At 70.1% G+C, this 21,911-nt stretch carries 18 protein-coding genes and 1 tRNA gene; 14 read left to right on the top strand and 5 right to left on the bottom strand.

Annotation, left to right across the window (positions count from 1 at the left end; genetic code table 11):
• Nucleotide 1 precedes the first annotated feature (1 nt).
• Together sucD and ABZ865_RS08350 are read left to right on the top strand one after the other, a co-directional pair.
• A complete protein-coding gene (sucD, locus tag ABZ865_RS08355; protein WP_361225826.1) occupies nucleotides 2-883 on the top strand; it encodes a succinate--CoA ligase subunit alpha in 882 nt (293 codons plus the stop codon).
• 189 nt (nucleotides 884-1,072) lie between these two features.
• Nucleotides 1,073-1,157, top strand: a tRNA-Leu gene (locus ABZ865_RS08350).
• A 212-nt stretch (nucleotides 1,158-1,369) separates the two neighbouring features.
• On the opposite strand, the gene ABZ865_RS08345 is transcribed toward ABZ865_RS08350, so the two are convergent.
• Nucleotides 1,370-3,601: an alpha-L-fucosidase gene (locus ABZ865_RS08345; protein WP_361225823.1), complete on the bottom strand. Its 2,232-nt coding sequence runs from the start codon at nucleotides 3,599-3,601 to the stop codon at nucleotides 1,370-1,372.
• A 465-nt stretch (nucleotides 3,602-4,066) separates the two neighbouring features.
• On the opposite strand from ABZ865_RS08345, the gene ABZ865_RS08340 reads away from it, so the two are divergent.
• From ABZ865_RS08340 to ABZ865_RS08285, 12 genes are all read left to right on the top strand, one after another.
• Complete coding sequence (locus ABZ865_RS08340) at nucleotides 4,067-5,131, top strand: sugar ABC transporter substrate-binding protein (RefSeq protein WP_361225820.1); 1,065 nt, start codon at nucleotides 4,067-4,069, stop codon at nucleotides 5,129-5,131.
• 47 nt (nucleotides 5,132-5,178) lie between these two features.
• Nucleotides 5,179-6,744 carry a sugar ABC transporter ATP-binding protein gene (locus ABZ865_RS08335; protein ID WP_361225817.1) on the top strand — a complete coding sequence of 522 codons (1,566 nt, stop codon included), beginning with the start codon at nucleotides 5,179-5,181 and terminating at the stop codon, nucleotides 6,742-6,744.
• The gene (locus ABZ865_RS08330) at nucleotides 6,737-7,777 is read left to right on the top strand and encodes an ABC transporter permease (RefSeq protein ID WP_361225814.1); all 1,041 of its coding nucleotides are present in this window, start codon (nucleotides 6,737-6,739) and stop codon (nucleotides 7,775-7,777) included. The genes ABZ865_RS08335 and ABZ865_RS08330 overlap by 8 nt, the downstream gene beginning before the upstream one ends.
• A gap of 93 nt (nucleotides 7,778-7,870) precedes the next feature.
• Nucleotides 7,871-9,196 (top strand): L-fuconate dehydratase, encoded by a 1,326-nt coding sequence (locus ABZ865_RS08325; protein ID WP_361225812.1) that lies wholly within the window; start codon nucleotides 7,871-7,873, stop codon nucleotides 9,194-9,196.
• Entirely contained in the window at nucleotides 9,189-10,094 is a 906-nt protein-coding gene (locus ABZ865_RS08320) for an amidohydrolase family protein (protein ID WP_361225808.1), read from the top strand. Before ABZ865_RS08325 ends, ABZ865_RS08320 begins: the two co-directional genes overlap by 8 nt.
• The gene (locus ABZ865_RS08315; protein ID WP_361225805.1) at nucleotides 10,085-10,522 is read left to right on the top strand and encodes an RbsD/FucU domain-containing protein; all 438 of its coding nucleotides are present in this window, start codon (nucleotides 10,085-10,087) and stop codon (nucleotides 10,520-10,522) included. Before ABZ865_RS08320 ends, ABZ865_RS08315 begins: the two co-directional genes overlap by 10 nt.
• Entirely contained in the window at nucleotides 10,519-11,562 is a 1,044-nt protein-coding gene (locus ABZ865_RS08310; RefSeq protein WP_361225802.1) for an alcohol dehydrogenase catalytic domain-containing protein, read from the top strand. Before ABZ865_RS08315 ends, ABZ865_RS08310 begins: the two co-directional genes overlap by 4 nt.
• Nucleotides 11,559-12,320, top strand: a complete 762-nt coding sequence (locus ABZ865_RS08305) for an SDR family oxidoreductase (protein ID WP_361225799.1) — start codon at nucleotides 11,559-11,561, stop codon at nucleotides 12,318-12,320. The genes ABZ865_RS08310 and ABZ865_RS08305 overlap by 4 nt, the downstream gene beginning before the upstream one ends.
• Nucleotides 12,317-12,949: a bifunctional 4-hydroxy-2-oxoglutarate aldolase/2-dehydro-3-deoxy-phosphogluconate aldolase gene (gene eda / locus ABZ865_RS08300; protein WP_361225797.1), complete on the top strand. Its 633-nt coding sequence runs from the start codon at nucleotides 12,317-12,319 to the stop codon at nucleotides 12,947-12,949. The genes ABZ865_RS08305 and eda overlap by 4 nt, the downstream gene beginning before the upstream one ends.
• The gene (locus ABZ865_RS08295) at nucleotides 12,946-14,040 is read left to right on the top strand and encodes a sugar kinase (RefSeq protein ID WP_361225794.1); all 1,095 of its coding nucleotides are present in this window, start codon (nucleotides 12,946-12,948) and stop codon (nucleotides 14,038-14,040) included. Before eda ends, ABZ865_RS08295 begins: the two co-directional genes overlap by 4 nt.
• Nucleotides 14,041-14,101: 61 nt before the next feature.
• Entirely contained in the window at nucleotides 14,102-15,115 is a 1,014-nt protein-coding gene (locus tag ABZ865_RS08290; protein ID WP_361227242.1) for an aldo/keto reductase, read from the top strand.
• Entirely contained in the window at nucleotides 15,106-15,813 is a 708-nt protein-coding gene (locus tag ABZ865_RS08285) for a FadR/GntR family transcriptional regulator (RefSeq protein WP_361225791.1), read from the top strand. The genes ABZ865_RS08290 and ABZ865_RS08285 overlap by 10 nt, the downstream gene beginning before the upstream one ends.
• Before the next feature lie 160 nt (nucleotides 15,814-15,973).
• On the opposite strand, the gene ABZ865_RS08280 is transcribed toward ABZ865_RS08285, so the two are convergent.
• The 4 genes from ABZ865_RS08280 to ABZ865_RS08265 all read right to left on the bottom strand — a co-directional run bounded on the left by ABZ865_RS08280 (nucleotide 15,974) and on the right by ABZ865_RS08265 (nucleotide 21,907).
• Complete coding sequence (locus ABZ865_RS08280) at nucleotides 15,974-17,719, bottom strand: cellulase family glycosylhydrolase (RefSeq protein ID WP_361225788.1); 1,746 nt, start codon at nucleotides 17,717-17,719, stop codon at nucleotides 15,974-15,976.
• Nucleotides 17,720-17,766: 47 nt separating this feature from the next.
• Nucleotides 17,767-19,278, bottom strand: a complete 1,512-nt coding sequence (locus ABZ865_RS08275; RefSeq protein WP_361225786.1) for a glycoside hydrolase family 43 protein — start codon at nucleotides 19,276-19,278, stop codon at nucleotides 17,767-17,769.
• A gap of 73 nt (nucleotides 19,279-19,351) precedes the next feature.
• Complete coding sequence (locus ABZ865_RS08270) at nucleotides 19,352-19,534, bottom strand: hypothetical protein (RefSeq protein WP_361225783.1); 183 nt, start codon at nucleotides 19,532-19,534, stop codon at nucleotides 19,352-19,354.
• Between the two features lie 231 nt (nucleotides 19,535-19,765).
• On the bottom strand, nucleotides 19,766-21,907 hold the full coding sequence (locus tag ABZ865_RS08265; RefSeq protein WP_361225780.1) for a glycoside hydrolase family 36 protein: 2,142 nt from the start codon (nucleotides 21,905-21,907) through the stop codon (nucleotides 19,766-19,768).
• Nucleotides 21,908-21,911 lie beyond the last annotated feature (4 nt).

Here is a 21,911-nt window from a genome sequence, read left to right as displayed (position 1 = left end):
CATGGCCATCTATCTCACCAAGGAGAGCAAGGTCCTCGTCCAGGGCATGACCGGCGGCGAGGGCATGAAGCACACCCGGCGCATGCTCGCGGCCGGCACGAACGTCGTCGGCGGCGTCAACCCGCGCAAGGCCGGGCAGACGGTCGACTTCGACGACCGCGCGATCCCCGTCTTCGGATCGGTCGCCGACGGCATGCGGGCCACCGGAGCCGATGTCACGGTCGTCTTCGTCCCGCCCGCCTTCACCGCGGCGGCCGTCACCGAGGCCGCCGACGCCCGCATCCCCCTCGCCGTCGTCATCACCGAGGGCGTCCCGGTCCACGACACCGTGACCTTCACCGCGTACGCACAGCGGCAGGGCACGCGGATCATCGGCCCCAACTGTCCCGGCCTGATCAGCCCGGGTCAGTCCAACGCCGGCATCATCCCCGCCGACATCACCAAACCCGGCCGCATCGGCCTGGTCTCCAAGTCCGGCACGCTCACCTACCAGCTCATGTACGAGCTGCGCGACACCGGCTTCTCCACGTGCGTGGGCATCGGCGGCGACCCCGTCGTCGGCACCAGCCACATCGACTGCCTGTCCGCCTTCGAGGACGACCCCGACACCGACCTGATCGTCCTCATCGGGGAGATCGGCGGCGACGCGGAGGAACGCGCGGCCGCCCACATCCGCGACCACGTCACCAAGCCCGTCGTCGGCTACATCGCCGGGTTCACCGCACCCGAGGGCCGCACCATGGGGCACGCGGGCGCCATCGTCTCGGGCTCCAGCGGCACGGCCCAAGCCAAGCAGGAGGCGCTGGAAGCGGCGGGGGTACGGGTCGGGCGAACGCCCACGGAGACGGCCCGGCTGGTCCTGGAGACGCTGCGCCGCGAGTGACGTGTCCCCCCTTCCTCACGTGACGTACGCAGGTGATCGCATGCCGTGGCAAGGGTTGCGGCCCCGGACACACAGCGTGTCCGGGCCGTCGCCCGCAGGGCGGATACGCAGGTGAAACGCACTCCGAAACCTTGGTATTGTTGTCCATGTCGCCGCGGGGAACAGCCCCGGCAAGGCGGCAGACACCTTGTCCGGGTGGCGGAATGGCAGACGCGCTAGCTTGAGGTGCTAGTGCCCTTTATCGGGCGTGGGGGTTCAAGTCCCCCCTCGGACACTTGCTGCAGCGATACCCAAGCGAGGGCCTCGACCTTACGGTCGCGGTCCTCGTTGCGTGTTCGTAGCTGATCGTGCTGCCCAGGGCCTCGTAGAGCGGACCTTTCTTCTCGACGGCGGCAGTCTGGATGCGCTGTGCAATCTCTCAAAGACTCTCAGTGATCGGTCCCTGGAGCGCGCCCGCCGCAGCCGCTTGTCATGCGGGTGCGAGGGTCACAGCGCCGTGAAGGTCCACAGCAGGTTGGTGCTGCTTCCGTAGGTCCACTGCTTGGTGATCGAGCCCGATGCGACGTTGCCGCCGCCGTCGAGAACCAGGCCGGTGGTGCGGTTGGCGATCGAGTAGGTGTTGCCGCCCCGGGGGGTGATCTTCCACTGCTGGTTAGGGCCGCCGTTCCATGGCGCCTGCCTGGCCGCTGAACCGTCGCCGGTGGCGCCCCAGCCGTCGGCGACCATGCCGTTGGTGCGGTTGACCAGCTTGTAGAAGCCGCCGCCCACCTCGACCGCCTGCCACTGGAGGTTGGGGCTGCTGTCCCAGGTCCACTGCTTGAGGTTGGACCCGGAGGCGACGCTACCGCCGCTGTCCAGGGCGAGGCCGTCGGTGACATTGGTGAGCCGGAAGTACGTCGACGGGTTGAACTGGACCTTCAGCGAGGTGATCTGGTCGTTGTTGCCGGTGACCCTGAGGTCGGGGTTGTCGGCGGTGAAGGTCCATGAGGTGCCGGTGAAGTTGTCTCCGGAGTAACCGATCACCTGGTAACCGGGGTTCGGACGGAGGGAGGAGATGGTGCGCGCGCCCAGTCCGGCCGCGGTCAGGTCGGCCGCGGTGTAGTCGCCGAGGGTGAACGTGGCTGAGCTGCCGGTGTAGTTGACGTCCGCGAAGGCGACGGCGCCGGCGAGCGGCAGCATGCCCGGGATGGTGCCGGAGAAAGAGAGCTTCAGGACGTAGGCGTTGGCACTGTACGGTGCGGAGGCGGGCAGGGTGACCGTGAGGCCGGAGGAGTTCTGGACCGGTGTGGGCAGGTCGATGTAGGTGCCGGCGGTGGAGCCGAGCAGCTTCACCGAGGTCAGCGAGGAGAGGTTGATCCGGTCCGAGCTGAGGGTCTTGATCGTCAGTGAGCTGCCCGGCCAGCCCAGGACGGTGGCGTACAGGACGTTGTTGGCCTTGTTCTGGGTGAAGCGTATGTCCTGCGCGGTGCCGGCCGTCGGATTGGTGAAGGCGCCGCCGCCCATCTTCGTCGGGCCTTCGCCGTACACCGTCCAGGCGCGGGTCGAGTAGATCGACTCGCCGAAGCGCTTCAGGTGGTCGCCGATGCCGAGCAGGATGTCCTTCTGTGCCTGGGGGATGGTGCCGTCGGCCATCGGCGCAATGTTCAGCAGCATGTTGCCGTTCTTGCTGACCCGGTCGATGAACGCGTGCAGCATCTGCTTGATGCTGTAGTAGCCGATGCCCTGCGTGTAGCACCAGCTGGAGTTGGAGATGCTGTCGTCGGTGAGCCAGTACGGCGTGGTCAGGTCGGCCGGGCCGCCGCGCTCGTAGTCGAAGATTTCGCCCTTGTTGTCGAACCCGTCCTTGTAGGTGGCGACGACCTCGCGGCCCCAGGCGTTGGCCTGGTTGTAGTAGTAGGACAGGAAGTTCAGGCGCTGCGTCGCGTCGACCGCGTCCAGTTTGAAGTCCTGCCAGAGGATGTCCGGCTGGGCGAGGTCGATGACCTCCTTGAGCTTGTCGTACCAGAGCTGGTTCTCCTGCGTCCTGCTCAGCTGCCCGTACAGCTTCTGCAGGCTCGGGTCCGACTGCGCGGGGACGTGGTCGTAAAAGCCGTTGTAGTGGTACGCGTGGTGCATGGCGACCAGCAGCTTGAGCCCCTTGGCCCGGATCGCCGTGGTGAACAGCTGCAGCAGGTTGAGCTTCGGGCCCTTGGCGACCGAGTTCCACTCGTTGACCTGGCTGTTCCACATGGAGAAGCCGTCGTGGTGTTCGGCGACCGGTCCGGCGAACCTCGCTCCCGCGTCGACGAACAGCTGCGCCCACTCGTCGGGGTCGAAGTTGCCGCCCGCCGACTTCAGCTTCGGTGCGAACTGCACGGTGTTCCCGGCCAGGTCCTTCGCCCCGTTGATGAAGTTGTGGTACGGCCACACGGACGGGTCGCCGTAGGTCGCGACGTGGTGCTGGTTGGCCGCGCTGCCGGCTATGTACATGTTGCGCGGGTACCACTCGTTGTCGTAGGCGGGAACGCTGAAGACGCCCCAGTGGAAGTAGATCCCGAACTTCGCGTCCTGGAACCACTCCGGGGCCGGCGGGTGCTGGTCGACCGAGGTCCAGTCGGGCGTGTAGGTGCTCGGTGCCGCCTGTGCGACGCCGGCCCCGAGGCCGCCGTCGGCGATGGCTGCCGCCGCTACACAGGTGGCGGCCGACAGGAACTGGCGTCTGTTGAGAGAACTCGGCATAAGGACATCCGGGAAGTCGGGGACGAGGGGGACACACGACGCCCACGGTTCTGGGGCGCCGGAGGTTACGCACGAAGTTCGACCATGTGACGCACCGGTGTCAACGGGCGTGCAGGGATGAAAGCACTCCCTTGACTCGCACCTTTGTCGCATATGGGCGCTATCGCCCTATTGTTAGGCGCCAGACATGGAATGTTTGCGGGCCACTCGAAGGACGCGCCAACACAACGGAAGTCCACTGACAAGCCGTCAGCGCATCACGAGTGCGCATCATTGATGGGATTGATTCAGCCCCGCGTCATCACCGCGAGATCCACACCCACCCCGTTTCCAGCATTTTCTCCCGACACCTGGACAGCACCTCGGTCGCCGCCTATACATACATCCCATCTCTTCGATGTGGCGGCACACAGCTGTCGCCCTGGAAACCATCTCCCGCTCCGGGACCAGCGCGAGGAAGTATCCATGAGACTCAGAACTGCTCTCTGCTCCACCGCCTCAGCCCTGTCCGCCCTGGCGCTGCTCAGCGCGTGCAGCAGCGGTTCGGGCACCGCGTCCACGTCGAGCGACGCGCCGCAGGTCGGTGTCGACTACCCGCGTTCCGACACCGACTTCTGGAACTCGTACATCAAGTACACGCCCGAGTTCGCCAAGAAGCTCGGCCTGTCCCTCAAGACCACCAACTCGCAGAACGACGTCGCCAAGCTCACCGCCAACGTGCAGACGTTCATCAGCCAGGGTGTCAAGGGCATAGCGATGGCTCCGCAGGACACCGCCGCCATCGCACCGACGCTGGGGCAGCTGGAGGCGAAGAAGATCCCGGTCGTCACGGTGGACACTCGCCCCGACACCGGCAAGGTGTTCATGGTGGTGCGGGCCGACAACCGCGCCTACGGCGAGAAGGCCTGCCAGTTCCTGGGCACCAAGCTGAACGGCAAGGGCAAGGTCGTGATGCTGGAGGGCGGGCTGGACTCCATCAACGGCCGCGATCGCACCGAGGCGTTCAACGACTGCATGAAGAAGAACTACCCCGGCATCAAGGTGTTCGGCGAGGCCACCAACTGGGACGGCGCGGTCGCCGCGCAGAAGCTCCAGACCGACCTGACCGCCAACCCGGACATCAAGGGCGTCTACATGGAGTCCAGCTTCGCACTGTCCGGCACGCTCCAGGTGCTCAAGCAGAAGGGCCTGTTGGTCGACCCGAAGGACAAGAAGCACGTCTTCATCGTGTCCAACGACGGTATCCCCGAGGAGCTGAAGGACATAGCCGCCGGGCAGATCGACGCCACGATCTCCCAGCCGGCCGACCTCTACGCCAAGTACGCCCTGTACTACGTGAAGGCGGCGATCGACGGCAAGACGTTCAAGCCCGGCAAGACCGACCACAACAGCACCATCATCCAGGTCCGTGACGGTCTGCTCGAGGACCAGCTCTCCGCTCCCCTGGTCACGGCCGACGGCGGCACCTATGGCGGCGTGTCCAGCGTCAAGAGCAACGACACCTCCCTGTGGGGCAACAACCTCGGCTGATGTGCCCTGCCAGGAACCCAACGGCTAACGAATACAAGGCGGTTGTGATGAGCGACGGGGAGCGAGCAGTCAGCCCCGCGCCCGCCCCGGTGGACGACGGACGGTCCCAGGCGGGTCCGCCCGTCGTCGAGGCGACGGGCATAGTCAAACGATTCGGTCCGACGGTCGCCCTCGACGGCGCCCGGATCACCATCAGGCCCGGCGAGACCCACGCGCTCGTCGGCCGCAACGGCGCCGGCAAGTCCACCCTCGTGTCCGTCCTCACCGGACTCCAGGCCCCCGACGAGGGAACGGTCACCTTCGGCGGCAGTCCCTCACCACGACTCGCGGACCGTGACGCCTGGCGAGAGCGCGTGGCGTGCGTCTACCAGAAGTCGACGATCATCCCCACCCTGACCGTCGCCGAGAACCTCTTCCTGAACCGGCACGACCACGGCCGCGGCCGGCTCATCAGCTGGCAGGGTGTGCGCCGCCGGGCGCAGGAGCTTCTGTCGACGTGGTCCGTGGACGTCGACCCGCAGACCTCGGCCGGCGATCTGAGCGTGGAGCAGCGGCAGTTCGTGGAGATCGCCCGGGCGCTGTCCTTCGGCGCCCGGTTCATCATCCTCGACGAGCCGACCGCCCAGCTCGACGGGGCGGCCATCAACCGGCTCTTCGACCGGATCCGGCACCTGCAGCGCCAGGGCGTGACCTTTCTGTTCATCAGCCACCATCTCCAGGAGGTCTACGAGATCTGCGACATGGTGACGGTGTTCCGCGACGCCCGGCACATCGTGACCGCGCCGGTCGCGGAGCTCCCCCGCACCGAGCTGGTCGCCGCGATGACCGGCGAGGCGGCGGTCGACCGGTTGCAGGTGCGGTCGAGCACCCTCGACCGCACCGCCACGCCCGCGCTGTCCGTGCAGGCGCTGGGCAGCGACGGTGCTTACGGTGATGTCACCTTCCAGGTGGGCGCCGGGGAGATCGTCGGACTCGCGGGTGCCGCCGGCAGCGGTCGTACCGAGGTCGCCGAGACCGTCGTAGGGCTCCGAGCGGCCCAGGCGGGCGAGGTGGAGATCGCCGGGCGGCGGCCCCGGCCGGGCAGCGTGCCCGCCGCGCTCGCCGCCGGCGCCGGGTTCGTCCCGCAGGACCGGCACCATCAGGGATTCGTGCCCGACATGTCGATCGCGGACAACGCCACGCTGTCCGTTGCTCACCGGCTCGGCAAGAACGGCTTTCTCAGCCGTGCCCGACGGGACCGGCTCGCCGACAACATGATCGAGAAGCTGGCGATCAAGACCCCGGGACCCGAGCTGCCCGTCTCCGCGCTCTCGGGCGGCAACCAGCAGAAGGTCGTCATGGCCCGCGCCCTGGCCGACGACCCCCGGCTGCTGGTCCTGATCAACCCGACCGCGGGCGTGGACGTGCGCTCCAAGGAGTTCCTCCTCGGCAAGGTCGAGGAGACCGCGGAAACCGGCACCGGAGTGCTCATCGCCTCCGACGAACTCGACGACCTGCGCATGTGCGACCGGGTCCTGGTGATGTTCCAGGGCCGGGTGACCTCAGAGATCGCCCGCGGCTGGCACGACCACGAACTCGTGGCCGCGATGGAAGGAGTGGACCTCAATGCCTGAAACCGTCCTCGCGGACGCAGCCGCCAAGGCCATGGAACCCAAGCCCAGGCGCACCGCGCTGCTCGGCGGCCGGATACCCCTGGCCCGCCTGCGCGACCTCGCCCTCGTCCCCGCGATCGTCGTCATCGCGATCGTCGGCCAGATCGTCAACCCGGTGTTCTTGCAGGCCGACAATCTCATCAACGTCCTGCAGACCATGTCCGAGATGGCCCTGCTGGTCCTCGCCCAGACGATGATCCTGATCGTCAAGAAGATGGACCTGTCCCTGGAGTCCACTATGGGCCTCGCGCCCGGAGTCGCGGCCTGGCTGGTCGTCCCGGCCGGCGCCGGACACGGACTCGGCCTGCTCCCCGGCGCCTGGGCCATCCCCGTCACCCTCGCCGTGGGCGCACTCGTCGGAGTGATCAACGCCCTCCTGATCATCCGCTTCGGCCTCAACGGCTTCATCGTCACCCTCGGCATGCTCATCGTCCTGCGCGGCATCCTCACCGGCATCTCCGGCGGCCAGACCTTCTTCCAGCTGCCCCCGTCGATGCTCTACACCGGCACCGCCGAATGGTTCGGGATGCCCGCCTCCATCTGGATCTGCCTGGCCCTGTTCGCGATCGCGATCGTGGTGCTCGGCTGGACCAGCTTCGGCCGCTCCCTGTACGCCATCGGCGGCAACGTCGACGCGGCGAAGGCGGCCGGCATCCGTACCGACCGGGTGCTGTGCATCGTCATCGTCACCGGCAGCGTGCTCGCCGCCCTCGCCGGCCTGATGCTCTCCGGACGCCTGGCCTCGGTCGCCTCCGCACAGGGCAACGGCTACATCTTCACCGTCTTCGCCGCCGCCGTCATCGGCGGGATCAGTCTGAACGGCGGCAAGGGCACCATGTTCGGCGCGTTCTGCGGCATCCTGCTGCTCTTCATGATCCAGAACGTGCTCACGCTGGCGGGCGTCCCCGCCCAGTGGATCGGCGCTCTCAACGGCCTGATCATCCTGGTCGCCCTCGCCATCTCCCGCATCACCGGCGGCAAGGTCCAGGAGTGACCCGGGCGGCCCCACCGGCCGCCCGACCTCCGCCGCGTTCACGTCTCGTCGCAAGGGGACCGAATCCCCTTGCCCCTCACAGGAGTTGCCGCCATGTCCGCCACCGTGCCCTCATCCGCCCGCATCACCGCCCTGGACGTCCTGGACGTGCGGTTCCCTACCTCCGAACACCTCGACGGCTCGGACGCCATGAACCCCGAGCCCGACTACTCCGCCGCGTACGTGGTCCTGCGCACCGATGCCGGCGACGGACTGGAAGGCCACGCGCTCGCCTTCACCACCGGACGCGGCAACGACGTACAGGCCGCCGCCATCGCGGCCCTCGCCCCGCACGTGGTGGGCCTTTCGGTGGAAGAAGTCTGCGGCGACCTCGGGGCCTTCTCCCGCTCGCTCGTGCACGATCCCCAACTGCGCTGGCTGGGTCCCGAGAAGGGCGCCATCCACATGGCCACCGGAGCCGTCGTCAACGCAGCCTGGGACCTCGCCGCCAAGCGCGCCGGCCGGCCCGTCTGGCGCTTCCTGGCCGAGATGTCGCCCGAGGAGCTGGTCGCGCAGGTCGACTTCCGGTGGCTCAGCGACGCGCTCACGCCCGAGGAGGCGCTGGACATCCTGCGCCGTGCCGAACCGGGCCGCGAGCAGAGGATCGCGCGTCTGCTGGAGCGTGGCTACCCGGCCTACACCACCACGCCCGGCTGGCTCGGCTACTCCGACGAGAAGCTGGCCCGCCTGGCCCGCGAGGCCGTCACCGACGGCTTCACCCAGATCAAACTGAAGGTCGGCGCGTCCCTGGAGGACGACGTACGGCGCATGCGCGTCGCCCGCGAGGCGGTCGGCCCGGACATCCGCATCGCCGTCGACGCCAACCAGAGATGGGATGTCGCCCCTGCGATCAACTGGATGCGCGCCCTTTCCCCCTACGACCCGTACTGGATCGAGGAGCCCACCTCCCCCGACGACATCCTCGGCCACGCGGCCGTCCGTAAGGCCGTCGCGCCCATCAAGGTCGCCACCGGCGAGCACATCGCCAACCGGGTCGTCTTCAAGCAGCTTCTGCAGGCCGGCGCGGTGGACATCGTGCAGATCGACTCCGCGCGGGTCGGCGGCGTCAACGAGAACATCGCGATCCTCCTGCTCGCCGCCAAGTTCGGCGTGCCGGTCTGCCCGCACGCCGGCGGTGTCGGCCTGTGCGAGATGGTCCAGCACCTGTCGATGTTCGACTACGTCGCCGTCTCCGGCACCGTCGAGGACCGAGTCATCGAGTACGTCGACCACCTGCACGAGCACTTCGTCGACCCGGTGCGCATCGTGGACGGTCACTACCTCGCGCCGGCTCTGCCCGGCCTGAGCGCCCAGATGCACCCGGACTCCCTCAAGGACTACGCGTACCCCGACGGCCCGGTCTGGTCCGCCCGTGTCTGACACCCCCGAACTCGTGGATTGCCACCACCACGTCTGGAATCTCGGCCACCGCCCCCAGCCCTGGCTGGACGAGCCCGGTCACGAGCCCATCCGCCGCAGCTTCGGCACCGCCGACCTGCGCACGGCCGCGACCGCGACCGTGGCAGGTCGGCGGCTGGAGTGCACGGTGCTCGTCCAGTGCGTGACGTCGGTCGACGAGACGCGCGAGTTCCTCGCCCTCGCCGAGAGTGACCCGCTCATCGGCGCGGTCGTCGGCTGGGCGGATCTCACGTCCCCGGCGATCGGCGACGTACTCGACGCACTGCGCGCCGGACCCGGCGGCACCTACCTGCGAGCCATACGTCACCTCGTCCAGGGGGAGTCCGACGCCGCCTGGCTGCAACAGTCTTCGGTGGAGCGGGGACTGCGGGCGGTGGGCGAACGGGGCCTCGGGTACGACCTGCTCATACGCAGCCACCAGTTCCCCCAGGCCATCCGCCTGGCGGAACGCCTCCCTGACCTTCCCCTGGTCCTCGACCACGCCGGAAAACCACCCATCGCCCGGCAGGACCTGGACGACTGGGAGCGGGGCGTGCGGCGGCTGGCCGCACATCCCCAGGTGCGGTGCAAGGTGTCGGGCCTGGTCACCGAGGCCGACCACGAGAAGTGGACCGTCGACGACATCCGGCCGGTGTGGGAGGTCCTGCTGGCGGCCTTCGGCCCGGACCGGCTGATGTTCGGCTCGGACTGGCCGGTCTGCGTCCTCGCCGGCGGCTGGAACCGGTGGGCCGCCACCGTCGAGGAACTCCTGGCCGGCTGCTCCCACAGCGAGACCGATGCGGTCCTCGCCAGGACCGCGACCGACTTCTACAGACTCCAGCGCACCGATCCGAAGGAGGGAACATCCCGGTGCTCCTGACCGAACTGCTGCATCCCGGCATCCTCGAATCCCTCGCCGGAGCCGGCCACGGCGCCCGCGTGCTGCTCGCCGACGGCCACTACCCTGCGAGCACCGCCACCGGCGAGCGCGCCAGGACCGTCCATCTGAACCTGGCGCCGGGGCTGCTGGATGTCACCACCGTGCTCGACGTCCTGCTGCGGGCTCTGCCCGTCGAGTCGGCGCACGTGATGGTGCCGCCCGAGGGCGAGCCGGAGCCGCCGGCCATCGCCGAGTACCGCTCGATGCTGGCGCCCGTCCCCGTCGAGACGCTCGGCCGCTTCGAGTTCTACGACGCCGCCCGCTCACCCGACCTGGCCCTCGCCATCGTCACCGCCGACACCCGGACCTACGCCAACCTGCTGCTGACCATCGGCGTCCGCGCTGAAGGGACCCTGAGAACACGATGACACTCGCAGTCCGCTACCTCGCCGCCCGCACCCTGGACACCGCGCCCGCCGAGAGCCCGCCCCCCGGCCCCGGCCAGGTCGAGATCGCCCCCGCCTACGTCGGTATCTGCGGCACCGACCTGCACATCTTCCACGGCGACATGGACGCCCGGGTCGCCGTGCCCGCCGTCCTCGGGCACGAGATGTCCGGCCGGATCGTACGGGTCGGTGCAGGAGTGGAGGGCTGGTCGCCCGGGGACGCGGTCACCGTGATGCCGCTGCGCTGGGACGACACCTGCCCCGCATGCCGCGCCGGACACCAACACATCTGCCAGCACCTCGACTTCATCGGCATCGACTCCCCCGGCGCGATGCAGCAGCGCTGGACCGTGCCCGCTTCGACACTCATCCGGCTGCCCGGCTCCCTCCCCCTGGACCACGCCGCCCTCGTGGAGCCCACCGCGGTCGCGGTGCACGACGTCGGCCGGGCCCAGGTCCGCGACGGCGAGAAGGCCGTCGTGGTCGGCGGCGGCCCCGTCGGCGTCCTCATCGCCCTGGTCGCCCGGGCAGCCGGAGCCGACGTCCGGGTGGTCGAGCTGAGCCCTCACCGGCGGCGGCTCGCCGAGGAATTGGGGCTGGTCACCTGGGATCCGGGCGCCGACGACATGCCCGAGCTGGTCCGGCAGTGGACCGGTGACGCCGGTGCGGACGTCGCCTTCGAAGTCTCCGGTGCGCAAGGCGGAGTGGACACCGCCGTCGAGGTTCTCGGCGTGCGCGGCCGGTTGTGCCTGGTCGCCATCCACCCCCGGCCCCGCGAGGTGAACCTCCACCGCTTCTTCTGGCGTGAACTCACCCTCGTCGGCGCCCGGTTGTACGACCGCTCCGACTTCGAGAAGGCGGTTGCCCTGGTCGCCGACGGCACGATCCCGGCTGAGCGGCTGATCAGCAAGGTGGTGCCGCTCACCGAGGCGCCCGCCGCATTCGAGGCCCTGGAGGGCGGCGGTGACGTGATGAAGATCCTCGTGGACTGCACCGACGACGCCCAGGGAGCCATCCAGTGAACGCCTTCGACCTCAGCGGGAAGCTCGCGGTCGTCACCGGTGCCCGGCGCGGCATCGGCCGGGCCATGGCCCGCGCCCTCGCCGGGGCCGGCGCGGACGTCATCGGCGTCAGCGCCTCGCTGGAGGAGTCCGGCAGCGACGTGGAGAAGGACGTTCTCGCCGCGGGCCGCACCTTCGAGGCGATCCGCACCGACTTCGCCGACCCCGCCGCCGTACGGGCCCTGGGCGCGGACCTCGCCGGGCGCGAGCGGCCGGTGGACGTCCTGGTCAACAACGCGGGTACGATCCGCCGCGCCCCGGCCGCCGAACACACCGACGCGGACTGGGAGCTGGTCCTGCAGGTCAACCTCAACGCCCAGTTCGCCCTGACCCGGGCGGTCGGCGCGGCGATGGTGGCGCGCGGCCACGGGAAGATCATCTTCACGGCGTCGCTGCTCAGCTTCCAGGGCGGCATCACCGTCCCCGGCTACACCGCCGCCAAGCACGGCGTCGCCGGTCTGACCAAGGCCCTGGCCAACGAGTGGGCCCCGCACGGCGTCAACGTCAACGCCATCGCGCCCGGCTACATCGCCACCGACAACACCCGGGCTCTGCAGGACGACCCCGTCCGCAGCAAGGCCATCCTGGACCGCATCCCGGCCGCGCGTTGGGGCAGCGCCGACGACCTGGCGGGCGCCACGGTGTTCCTCGCCTCGGACGCCGCCGCCTACGTGCACGGCACCGTCCTGCCCGTCGACGGCGGATGGCTCGGCCGATGAGTGACACCGACCTGGCCTCCGTACTGGCCGGCGCCCGCGTCATGCCGGTGCTGACCGTGCCCTCCGCCGCGACCGCCGGCCCGCTGGCCGACGCGCTCGCGGCGGGCGGCGCCCGGTGCGCCGAGGTCACCTTCCGCACCCCCGACGCCGAGCGGGTACTCAGGACGATGGCCGCCCACGGCGGGCTGACGGTCGGCGCCGGTACGGTCCTCACGCCCGAGCAGGTGGACCTGGCCGTGGCGGCCGGGGCCCGTTTCGTCGTCTCTCCGGGCTTCGACGAGGCAGTCGTCGCCAGGTGCGGCGAGCTGGGGGTACCCGTGGTGCCCGGCATCGCCTCCGCCACCGAGCTGATGCGCGCGTTGCGGGCCGGCCTCGACAGCGTCAAGCTCTTCCCCGCCGAGCCGCTCGGTGGCATTCCGATGCTGCGAGCCCTGGCGGCGCCCTTCCCGCAGGCCCGGTTCGTGCCGACGGGCGGCATCGACGCCTACCGCATGACCGCCTACCTCGCCGACCCGGCGGTCCTCGCCGTCGGCGGCAGCTGGATGGCCACCGCCGCCCATCTGGAACGGGGCGAGTACGAGGAGATCCGCCGGCTGACCGCCGAGGCCGTACACAGGAGCGCGACGTGACCGACGTGGTGGCCCTCGGCGAGGTGATGCTCCGCTTCGACCCGGGCGAGGGCAGGATCCGCACCGCCCGCACCTTTCAGGTCTGGGAAGGCGGCGGCGAGTACAACGTCGTGCGGGGACTGCGCCGCTGCTTCGGCCTGCGCACGGCCATCGTGACCGCCCTGGTCGACAACGCGGTGGGGAGGCTTGCCGAGGACCTGATCCTCCAGGGCGGAGTCGAGACCTCCCTGATCCGCTGGGTGTCCGACGACGGTATCGGCCGCACCGCCCGCAACGGGCTGAACTTCGTGGAGCGGGGCTTCGGCATCCGGGGCGCAATGGGCGTCAGCGACCGCGCGGGCACAGCCGTCTCGCAGCTACGCAAAGGGGATGTCGACTGGGACGCGGTCTTCTCCTCGGGACCCCGCTGGTTCCACACCGGCGGCATCTTCGCCGGTCTGTCGGACACCACTGTGGACGTCGCGGACGAGGCCATGGCGGCCGCGCGGCGGCACGGCGTGACGGTCTCCTACGACCCCAACTACCGCCCGAGTCTGTGGGCCGGCCGGGGCGGCGCCGACGCCGCCCGCGAGGTCGACCTGCGGCTGGCCCGGCACGCCGACGTCGTCGTGGGTGCCCTGGGCCTGGCCGGACCGTACCCAGGGGCGCTGCGGGTCGAGAGGGACGAGGTGCAGGACGCACTCGCAGAGGTCGCGGGACGCCTGCCCCAGGCTGAGGTGCTGGCGACGACCGTGCGCACGGTGCCCTCGGCCGGGGTGAACGACTGGTCCTCGGCCGCCTGGTCGGCCCGGACCGGCTGCGTGCGTGGTCCCGACATGCCCGGCCTGCACGTCCTGGACCGCATCGGCTCCGGCGACGCGTTCGCGGCCGGACTGATCTACGGACTGCTGACGGGCGACATCGAGGAGGGCGGCCCGGCGGCTCGCGCCAGGCCCGCGGCGAACCTCGATGCCGTCGGCCTGCAACGCGCTCTGGCCTACGGCACCGTCCACGGCGCACTGGCCATGACCACGCCCGGCGACGTCTCCATGTCCTCACTCACCGAGGTCGAGGCGCTCATGGCAGGTGGCTCGGCCGCCGTCAGACGATGACCGGCCCTCGGCCGCCGTACCGAACCGCACCAGCAGAGGAGCACAGGTGACACACCGGACCATGGGACACCGGAAGATCACGAACACCCCCGTCGAGCTCACGGAACTCGGCTTCGGGGCCTCCGTGATCGGCAATCTCTACCGCGTCACCCCTCCTCACGACGCGCAGGCCGCGATCGAGGCGGCCTGGGAGGCCGGCATCCGGTACTTCGACACGGCACCGCACTACGGGCTCGGTCTCTCCGAGCGCCGCCTGGGAGCCGCCCTGCGGGACCGTCCACGCGATACGTACGCCGTCTCCTCCAAGGTCGGCCGCCTGCTCGTCCCCAACGAGCAGCCGCGCGGCATCGACACCGAGGGCTTCGTGGTGCCGGACGACCTGCGCAGGCAGTGGGACTTCAGCCGTGACGGAGTGCTCCGCTCCATCGAGGCGACCTTGGAACGCACCGGCCTGGACCGCCTGGACGTCGTCTACCTGCACGACCCCGACGACCACTGGAGACAAGCCGCCGAGGAGGCCATGCCGGCCCTCGCGGACCTCCGCGACCAGGGGGTGATCGGCGCGATCGGCGCCGGCATGAACCAGTCGGCCATGCCGGCCCGCTTTCTGCGCGAGACCGCAGCCGACCTGGTCATGCTGGCCGGGCGCTACACACTCCTCGACCAGTCGGCTCTGGACGACGTCCTGCCCGCCGCGCAGGCACTCGGCAAGAGCGTCGTGGCGGTGGGCGTCTTCAACTCGGGGCTGCTCTCCAGCGACCGCCCTGCCGAGGGCATGAAGTACGACTACCAGGACGCCCCGCCTGCCCTGGTGGCCCGCGCTCGGGCGATCGCCGACGTCTGCGCGGCGCACGGCACGACCCTGCCCGCCGCCGCGATCGCCTTCCCGCGCACCCATCCCAGTATCATCAACATCACCCTCGGTATGCGGAACGCCGAGCAGGTTGCACGGAACGTGGAACTCCACGATCAGCGGATCCCTGAAGATCTCTGGGATGATCTCCGTGTCCTAGGACTGATCAGGTCGGACGTGCCCACGGCGAACGATCCCGGAAGGAGTTCGCAGTGTCTCTGACGGACAAGGCCATAGCGCAGATCCGCGAGCTGATCCGCACGGGTGCGCTGCCTCCGGGCTCCAAGCTGCCGCCGGAACCGGACCTGGCAGCCCAGCTGGGTCTGTCCCGCAACCTGGCCCGTGAGGCGGTCAAGGCGCTGGCCGTCGCGCGGGTTCTGGAGGTCCGGCGGGGTGACGGCACGTACGTGACCAGCCTGCAGCCGAGCCTTCTCCTGGAAGGGCTCGGCGGAGCGGTGGAACTGCTGCAGGGCGACTCCGCCGCGCTGCAGGACCTCATGGAGGTGCGGCGTCTCCTCGAACCGGCCGCCACCGCCCTGGCCGCCACCCGGATCTCCGACGAGCAGCTTGCCGAGGTCAAGCGGCACCTGGACGCCATGCGCGAGGCCCGCGACGACGTCGAGCAGCTCAACATCCACGACGCCGCCTTCCACCGCGCCGTCAGCACGGCCACGGGCAACGAGACCCTGCTCACCCTCCTGGAGGGCATCTCCGGCCGCACTCTGCGCGCCCGCATCTGGCGCGGCCTGGTCGACACCCAGGCCGCGGGCCGCACCCTCGCCGAGCATGAGGCGATCTTCCATGCCCTGTGCACCCGCGACGCCTCCCTCAGTCAGGCCGCAGCACTGCTGCACGTGAACAACACCGAACAGTGGCTCAGAGAACACCTGCGCTCCGGACAGGCTCCTCCCCTTCGGTAGACGTCGATGGCTTCACCTGCCCAGGTGCGGTGCCCTTGCCCAACTGGACGCAGATGTCCTTGACCGGGCCACTCACGTCGGCGAGGAAGCAGGTCAACAGTGAGGGAGGATCCGCGCCCCGGCTGCCGGGGGCGGCAGCCGGGGCGCGGGAGGAATGCGGTCAGGAGGCGGTGCCGGTCACCGTGGTGCCGGACTTGGTCACGTGGTAGGTCACGGTGGCGCCGGACCAGAAGTGGAAGGTGAGCGTCACCGGAGCGTCGTCCTTGAGCGACTTGAGGAAATCGGCCTTGACGGTGGTGGTGTTGGCGCTGTAGTCGGGGCCGTAGTTGGCGAACGACTGGAACGTGGTCCAGGAGGCCGGGCCGGCGGCGGTGCCGTCGGCGTAGGTGGACTCCACGTTGGCCATCAGGTCACCGTTGAACTGGGTCGGGATGGTGAGCCCGTCGGCGGTTCCGGTGGCGTCGGCCATGGCCGGCTTGTCGTAGGAGCGCACGAAGAGCTTCCACGGCACGCCGTCGGAGTACCGGACCTCGAGGGTGGCGTTGATCCCGGCAGCCCGGTTGCCGGCCAGCCGGGTGAGGGCCTCGGCGGTCAGGGTGAGCTGGTTGCCGTTGACGGTGTAGTCGCGGTACGGGGTCAGCGGGGTGTCACCCTGCCACACCCCGGTGAACGACTGTCCGTTGGGGTTCAGCGTGATGGTCTGCGCCGCGATGGAGCCGGACTTCGGAACGAAGACGTTGTCGGTGGAGGCGGTGCCCGAGCGGGTCCGCCAGGAGGTCTGGATCAGCGCCTTCATCTCGGGGACCATCCACTGCATGGTGGAGCGGTTCAGGAAGTCGTTGGCGGCGTCCCAGACGGCGGAGGTCATGCCGTTGCCCCGCGCCTCGTAGTTGACATGCTCGAAGTACTTGAGCATCTCGCCGCGCTCGACCACGCCGGAGTAGGGCGAGGTGAGCAGGCCGTACTCGCCGAGGTAGACGGGGATGCCCTTGGCGACGAAGGTGTTGTGCACCCGGGCGAAGCCGTCTTGCAGGTCGGCCTGGGCCGTGGCGTCGTACGTCGGGCCGTTGGCGATGTTCACGCTGAACGGATACCAGCTGTAGTAGTGCACGGTGGCGACCAGGTTGCGGTCGTGCAGGGAGTTCATCGTGGTCGACAGGTCGTCGAGCCAGTGCTGGGCGTTGTTGGTCTCCTCCGAGGGCAGGACGAGCAGGCGGTCCTTGTTCTGCCCGCCGGAGTTGCGGATGATGGTGTGGAACGAGGTGTTGAGCTCCCGCAGGTACTGGGTCTTCTGGGCGTCGGTCGCGTTGTTGAACTGCGGCTCGTTGATGCTCTCCATGAGCAGCGCCCGCGGCTCGTCCCGGAAGGCGGTGGCGATCTGCTGCCAGGTCGAGTTGAACCGGGCGAGCACGTTGTCGTGGTCGGTGGACATGTTCGCGATCCACTGCCAGGAGTCGTGGTGCACGTTGATCTCGACGTAGAGGCCGTCCTGCAGGGCCCAGTCGACCACCTGCTTGACCCGCTTCATCCACACCGGGTCGATGGTGTAGGGCGCGGTGGCGGACTGGTGGGGGTACCAGGTGACGGGGATGCGGACGCTGCGGAAGCCCTGCGCCTTGAGGCCGTCGAAGGTCGCCTTGGTGGTGAGCGGGTTGCCCCAGGAGGTCTCGTCGGGGATGGCGTCGAAGGTGTTGCCGAGGTTCCAGCTGGGCTGCATCGCGGCGACCGCGGCCATCGGGTCCTGCGGGACCGTGACCGCCCTGTCCCGGGTCCGGGCCCGGTCGGCCGGTGCGGCGACGGCGGTGCCGCAGGCGAGGCTTCCGGCGGTGGCGAGCGCCACCACGAGGGCGGCCGTGCGGTGGAGCCGACGGTTGCGCGGGCGGGCGGTCTGCTGTGCGTCGTTCACGGTGTCCCTTTCGTGTGGAACAGGGGTGGGGGAGCCCTGACGGATGGTCAGGGGAGCGGGAGCGGCTCGTAATCGAACCGGTCGAAGTGGACGGTTCCGGTAGCGGCGTACATGCCGATGACCCGGCCGGTGAAGCCGCCGGCCACCTCGGTGGACAGGTAGCGGCCGTCGAGCGCGGCGAGTGCGGTGAAGGTGCCGTCCGGCTCCTCGATGCCGAAGGAGAGGGTGTCGGGTCCGGTCCGCGCGCCGCTCGGGGGCAGCGGAGCGATCTCGACACCGAGGACCACCGCTCCGGCCGCCACGGGACGAGCGGCGACCTCGGTGCGCAGCGAGCCGATCCGGGCGAGCACCCTCACCTCGCCGTCGGCCGCCTCGATCTCGTAGTGGTGCTCCTCGTCCAGGCGGACGGCGAGGCCGCCGCGGCCGTCGGTGGCGTCGACCAGGGTGCGGGCCCGGCAGGCGAGGTGCTGCTGGCGCCGGCCGACGAAGACCGCGTCGTTCTCGTCCAAGGAGGCACCCGCAGCGTGCAGGGTCAGCCAGCCGGATCGTTCCTTCGTGGTGCACAGGTGCTCCGGACGCTCGCGCAGCGAGATCCACCGGGGATGCAGCTCGGCCTGGTCGAAGTCGTCCCGGGTCGGTACGGCGGGCGCGGGGTGCAGCGGCCAGGCCGGGGTGGGCAGTTCGGGGGTGACCTCGCCGACGACCGGCCAGCCGTCCACCCACTCGACCGGGGCGAGGAAGGTCTCCCGGCCGAGCACGTGCCAGCCGGGGGTGCCGCCGCGCGGCCGTACGCCGAGCAGCACCATCCACCAGGAGCCGTCGGGCGCCTGGACGAGATCGGCGTGCCCGGTGTTCTGGATCGGGCGGGCGGTGCTGCGGTGGGTCAGGACCGGGTTGGCCGGGCACGGCTCGAACGGGCCGGAGGGCGTGAGGCCGCGGGCGATGGACACGCCGTGGCCGCGCTCGGTGCCGCCCTCGGCGATCATCAGGTACCAGTACCCGCCGATACGGTAGAGGTGCGGGGCCTCGGGGGCCAGGGCGCCGGGGGTGCCGGACCAGATCCGGTACGGCTCGCCGAGAGTCTCGCCGGTGGTCGGATCGATGCGGACCTGGGAGACCCCGGCGACGGTGCACCAGCAGGCGCCGTCCTCGTCCCAGGCCAGGTCCGGGTCGATGCCGGGGACTCCGGGCAGCCGGACAGGGTCGGACCACGGACCGGCCGGGTCGGTGGCGGTGAAGAGCATGTTCCCGCCGTCGCCGACGTTGGTGACGATCAGCCAGAAGCGGCCGTCGTGGTGGCGCAGCGTCGGTGCGTAGATCCCTCCGGAGGAGGGCATGTCGCGCGGGAGGCGCAGCTGGCTCGGCCGGTCCAGGGCATTGCCGATCTCCGTCCAGTTCACCAGGTCGCGGCTGTGGAAGACCGGGATGCCGGGGAAGTACTCGAAGCTGGAGCAGACGAGGTAGTAGTCCTCGTCCACGCGGCAGACGCTGGGGTCGGGGTGGAAGCCGGGAATCACCGGGTTGGGGACGGTGCCGTCTGTCTGATGCTGGCCTGACACGTGGGTCGGTTCCTTTCGGGTTCGCGTTCGGGTGTGGCGACCCGGCCCTGGGGAATTCCGGGGCACCACCGGCTCACATCGGGTTCAGCCGATCGCGCAGGAGGCGCCGTTGAACCAGAAGGTGAAGGGGTTGGCGTCGCTCCCGGACCAGGTGGCCCTGAAGCCCCACTGGACGCTCCCGCCCTGCGGAGAGCAGCGAGGACGAGCTGGCGGCCTTGACCAGGGTGTCGCCGGGCGCCCCCAGCTTGCTGATCATCTGGATGCCGTAGTAGGCGGGGAAGGGGGTGTTGACGGGCGGAGTTGGGCGGGTGATCTCATTGCGTCTCTCCAGGGAGTGGGTGCGTGGTGTTCGGGTGGGGGATCGAACTCCCGCGTTCTGGACGGTGGGTCCCGGTGTGGCTGCTCGGGGTCGGGCCCGGACGCCAGGCGTGTTCCGTACCGATGCGGGCCGGTGCGGTGGGGCAGCGCGCGGTCACGCAGGCCACGATCAACTTCCTTTGGCGGGACTCCTGGTGAGGCGCAGCAGGACGGCGGACGGGGCCGTCGGCAGCGTCAGGGCGAGTTTGGCAGTGTCCGGGTGCCAGACCGTGGCGGCCCGGCTGGACGACGGGTAGAGCACCTCGACGTGGACATCGGAGCCGACCAGGTGGGGCAGGTCGAGATCCCTGACGACCTGCTCGCCGGAGCGCCGCCAGGCGCTGACATAGGTGGTGGCCGGGGTATGCAGTGCCAGGGCGATCCACGGGTCCTCCCAGCCCGGAAGCCCGAGCGGCCAGGCGGGCAGTGCCTGCGGCAGGTCGGCGCGGATCGACTTGTGGACGGCCACCGCCTCGTGAACCAAGTCCCTTGCATTCGGGGAGAGTTCGATGAGTCGGCCGGAGAGGTGGATGCGGCCGAGGAGCGCGTTGGCCATGGTGACGGCGACTTCGTCGGGGGAGTCCTCGGGCAGCGGGTACGCCCAGACGGCGCCCTGCTCGGGCGTGACGGCGGTGGGGGCCGCCGCCGCGATGGGTGGGTAGCGCAGCAGGTCCTGCTGGTCGCTGGTGGACTGCAACTGGAGCCGGGAGAGCAGGGCGTGGTCCATCCGCATGCCGCCGGAGGCGCAGTTCTCGATCACCAGGTCCGGGAATCGGTCCAGGATGGCCTCCAGCCAGTCGAGGTGGGCCCGGTTGTGGCCGAGCAGGCCGGCCGCAGGGGCCTCTCCCGGGTGGCTGCTGGTGCCGGAGCCCGGGTCGGTGTTGTGGTCGAGCTTGAGGTAGCCGACGCCCCACTCCCCGACCAGGCGGTCCACCACACCGTCCAGGTGGGCCCGGGCGGCCGGGTGACGTAGGTCCAGGTGGTACCGGCCGCCGCCCTCCTCCACGCGCCGACCGTCGCGGCGGAAGAACGCCTCCTCCGGCAGGGACCTGGCGACCGGGCTGTTCACCCCGACCGCCTCCGGCTCCAGCCACAGGCCGGGGACCATGCCCCGCTCCCGGATGCGGTCCAGGACTTCGTGGATCCCCTTCGGCCCGGGGAAGCGCGAGGTCGACGGCTCCCAAGCCCCGACAGATGGCCACCAGTTGTCGCCGTCGTCGTACCAGCCGGCGTCGATGACGAAGTACTCCGCGCCGGCCTCGGCGGCGGCGTCGACCAGCGGCAGCAGCTTGGCCGTGGTCGGGTCGCCCATCAGGCAGTTCATGTAATCGTTGAAGATGACCGGCAGGCGGCGGTGGTCGGGGTGCGGCCGGCGAGTGGCGCGGCGGTAGCGCGTGAGGGCGCCGAAGGCGCCGTCGGGCCCGCCATCCGCGCAGAACGCCAGAGCCACCGGCACGGTGCGGAACTCGGCGCCGGGCTCCAGCGGGTGGCGCCAGCCGTGGTCGGCGTCGTCAGGGCCGTACAGTGCCGCGTACGCAGTGTCGTCACGCACGCCGCACTCCCAGCGCCAGCCGCCGCCGTTGTGCTCGATCTGCCACAGCCAGGTACGGCCGGACTCGCGGTCGGTCAGACCACCCATCGGCAGCCGGCCGCAGCTGGACCACACGCCCTGCCCGGCCACGACGCGGGTGCTGCGGCCGGCGGTGGTGTGGAAGCGGCCGTTGCGTTCGGGCGAGGACACCCGCAGCGGCAGGCGCTGCCAGCGGCATTCGGCGAACCACTCGTTCTCCGCCCACAGCAGCTCGGCGTTGTCCAAGGCCGCTGGATCGCCCCTGGTGAGGCAGCCCGCCACGAGCGAGCCGACCGACTCCAGGTGCAGCGTCTGCGCCCCTTCGTTGCGCAGCAGGACTTCGCTGCGCAGCACCGGCAGGCCGTCCATCGACCGGTAGACCGCCTCGGCGGTCAGACCGGTCTCCGGCTCGTGGAGTTCGACGGTGAGCACGTGCCAGTCGCCGTCCCGGCTCGCGCGGTGGGAGCGGTGGCGCAGCCGCGCACCGAGGACGGAGTTGACGAGGTGCCGGCCCGACCAGTGGCGGCCGAGGCCTGCGGTCGTCACCTCCACCAGCGGCAGCGGTGCGCCGGGGCGCGGAGTGCTGGTCTTCTCGCCGGGTGCGCCGAGGCGGACCAGGCGGGGCGGGCCCGGCTCGCCCAGGGAGATCTCCAGCTCCAGGGCGTCGTGGCCCCAGCGGATCGTCTCGTGCGGGTCGGTCATGATG

The sequence above is a fragment of the Streptomyces sp. NPDC047085 genome (assembly GCF_040643735.1).
GTDB lineage: Bacteria > Actinomycetota > Actinomycetes > Streptomycetales > Streptomycetaceae > Streptomyces.
The sequence above is the reverse complement of the archived record's forward strand: the minus strand, read 5'-3'. Positions and strand labels throughout refer to the sequence as shown.

What these genes read in the sequence shown, in the direction of transcription:
- eda (WP_361225797.1), top strand. Translation starts at nt 12,317, where the DNA reads ATGAGTGACACCGACCTGGCCTCCGTACTGGCCGGCGCCCGCGTCATG.
- ABZ865_RS08270 (WP_361225783.1), bottom strand. Translation starts at nt 19,534, where the DNA reads ATGATCAGCAAGCTGGGGGCGCCCGGCGACACCCTGGTCAAGGCCGCC.
- ABZ865_RS08310 (WP_361225802.1), top strand. Translation starts at nt 10,519, where the DNA reads ATGACACTCGCAGTCCGCTACCTCGCCGCCCGCACCCTGGACACCGCG.
- ABZ865_RS08340 (WP_361225820.1), top strand. Translation starts at nt 4,067, where the DNA reads ATGAGACTCAGAACTGCTCTCTGCTCCACCGCCTCAGCCCTGTCCGCC.
- ABZ865_RS08290 (WP_361227242.1), top strand. Translation starts at nt 14,102, where the DNA reads ATGGGACACCGGAAGATCACGAACACCCCCGTCGAGCTCACGGAACTC.
- ABZ865_RS08325 (WP_361225812.1), top strand. Translation starts at nt 7,871, where the DNA reads ATGTCCGCCACCGTGCCCTCATCCGCCCGCATCACCGCCCTGGACGTC.
- ABZ865_RS08335 (WP_361225817.1), top strand. Translation starts at nt 5,179, where the DNA reads ATGAGCGACGGGGAGCGAGCAGTCAGCCCCGCGCCCGCCCCGGTGGAC.
- ABZ865_RS08330 (WP_361225814.1), top strand. Translation starts at nt 6,737, where the DNA reads ATGCCTGAAACCGTCCTCGCGGACGCAGCCGCCAAGGCCATGGAACCC.
- ABZ865_RS08345 (WP_361225823.1), bottom strand. Translation starts at nt 3,601, where the DNA reads ATGCCGAGTTCTCTCAACAGACGCCAGTTCCTGTCGGCCGCCACCTGT.
- ABZ865_RS08265 (WP_361225780.1), bottom strand. Translation starts at nt 21,907, where the DNA reads ATGACCGACCCGCACGAGACGATCCGCTGGGGCCACGACGCCCTGGAG.
- sucD (WP_361225826.1), top strand. Translation starts at nt 2, where the DNA reads ATGGCCATCTATCTCACCAAGGAGAGCAAGGTCCTCGTCCAGGGCATG.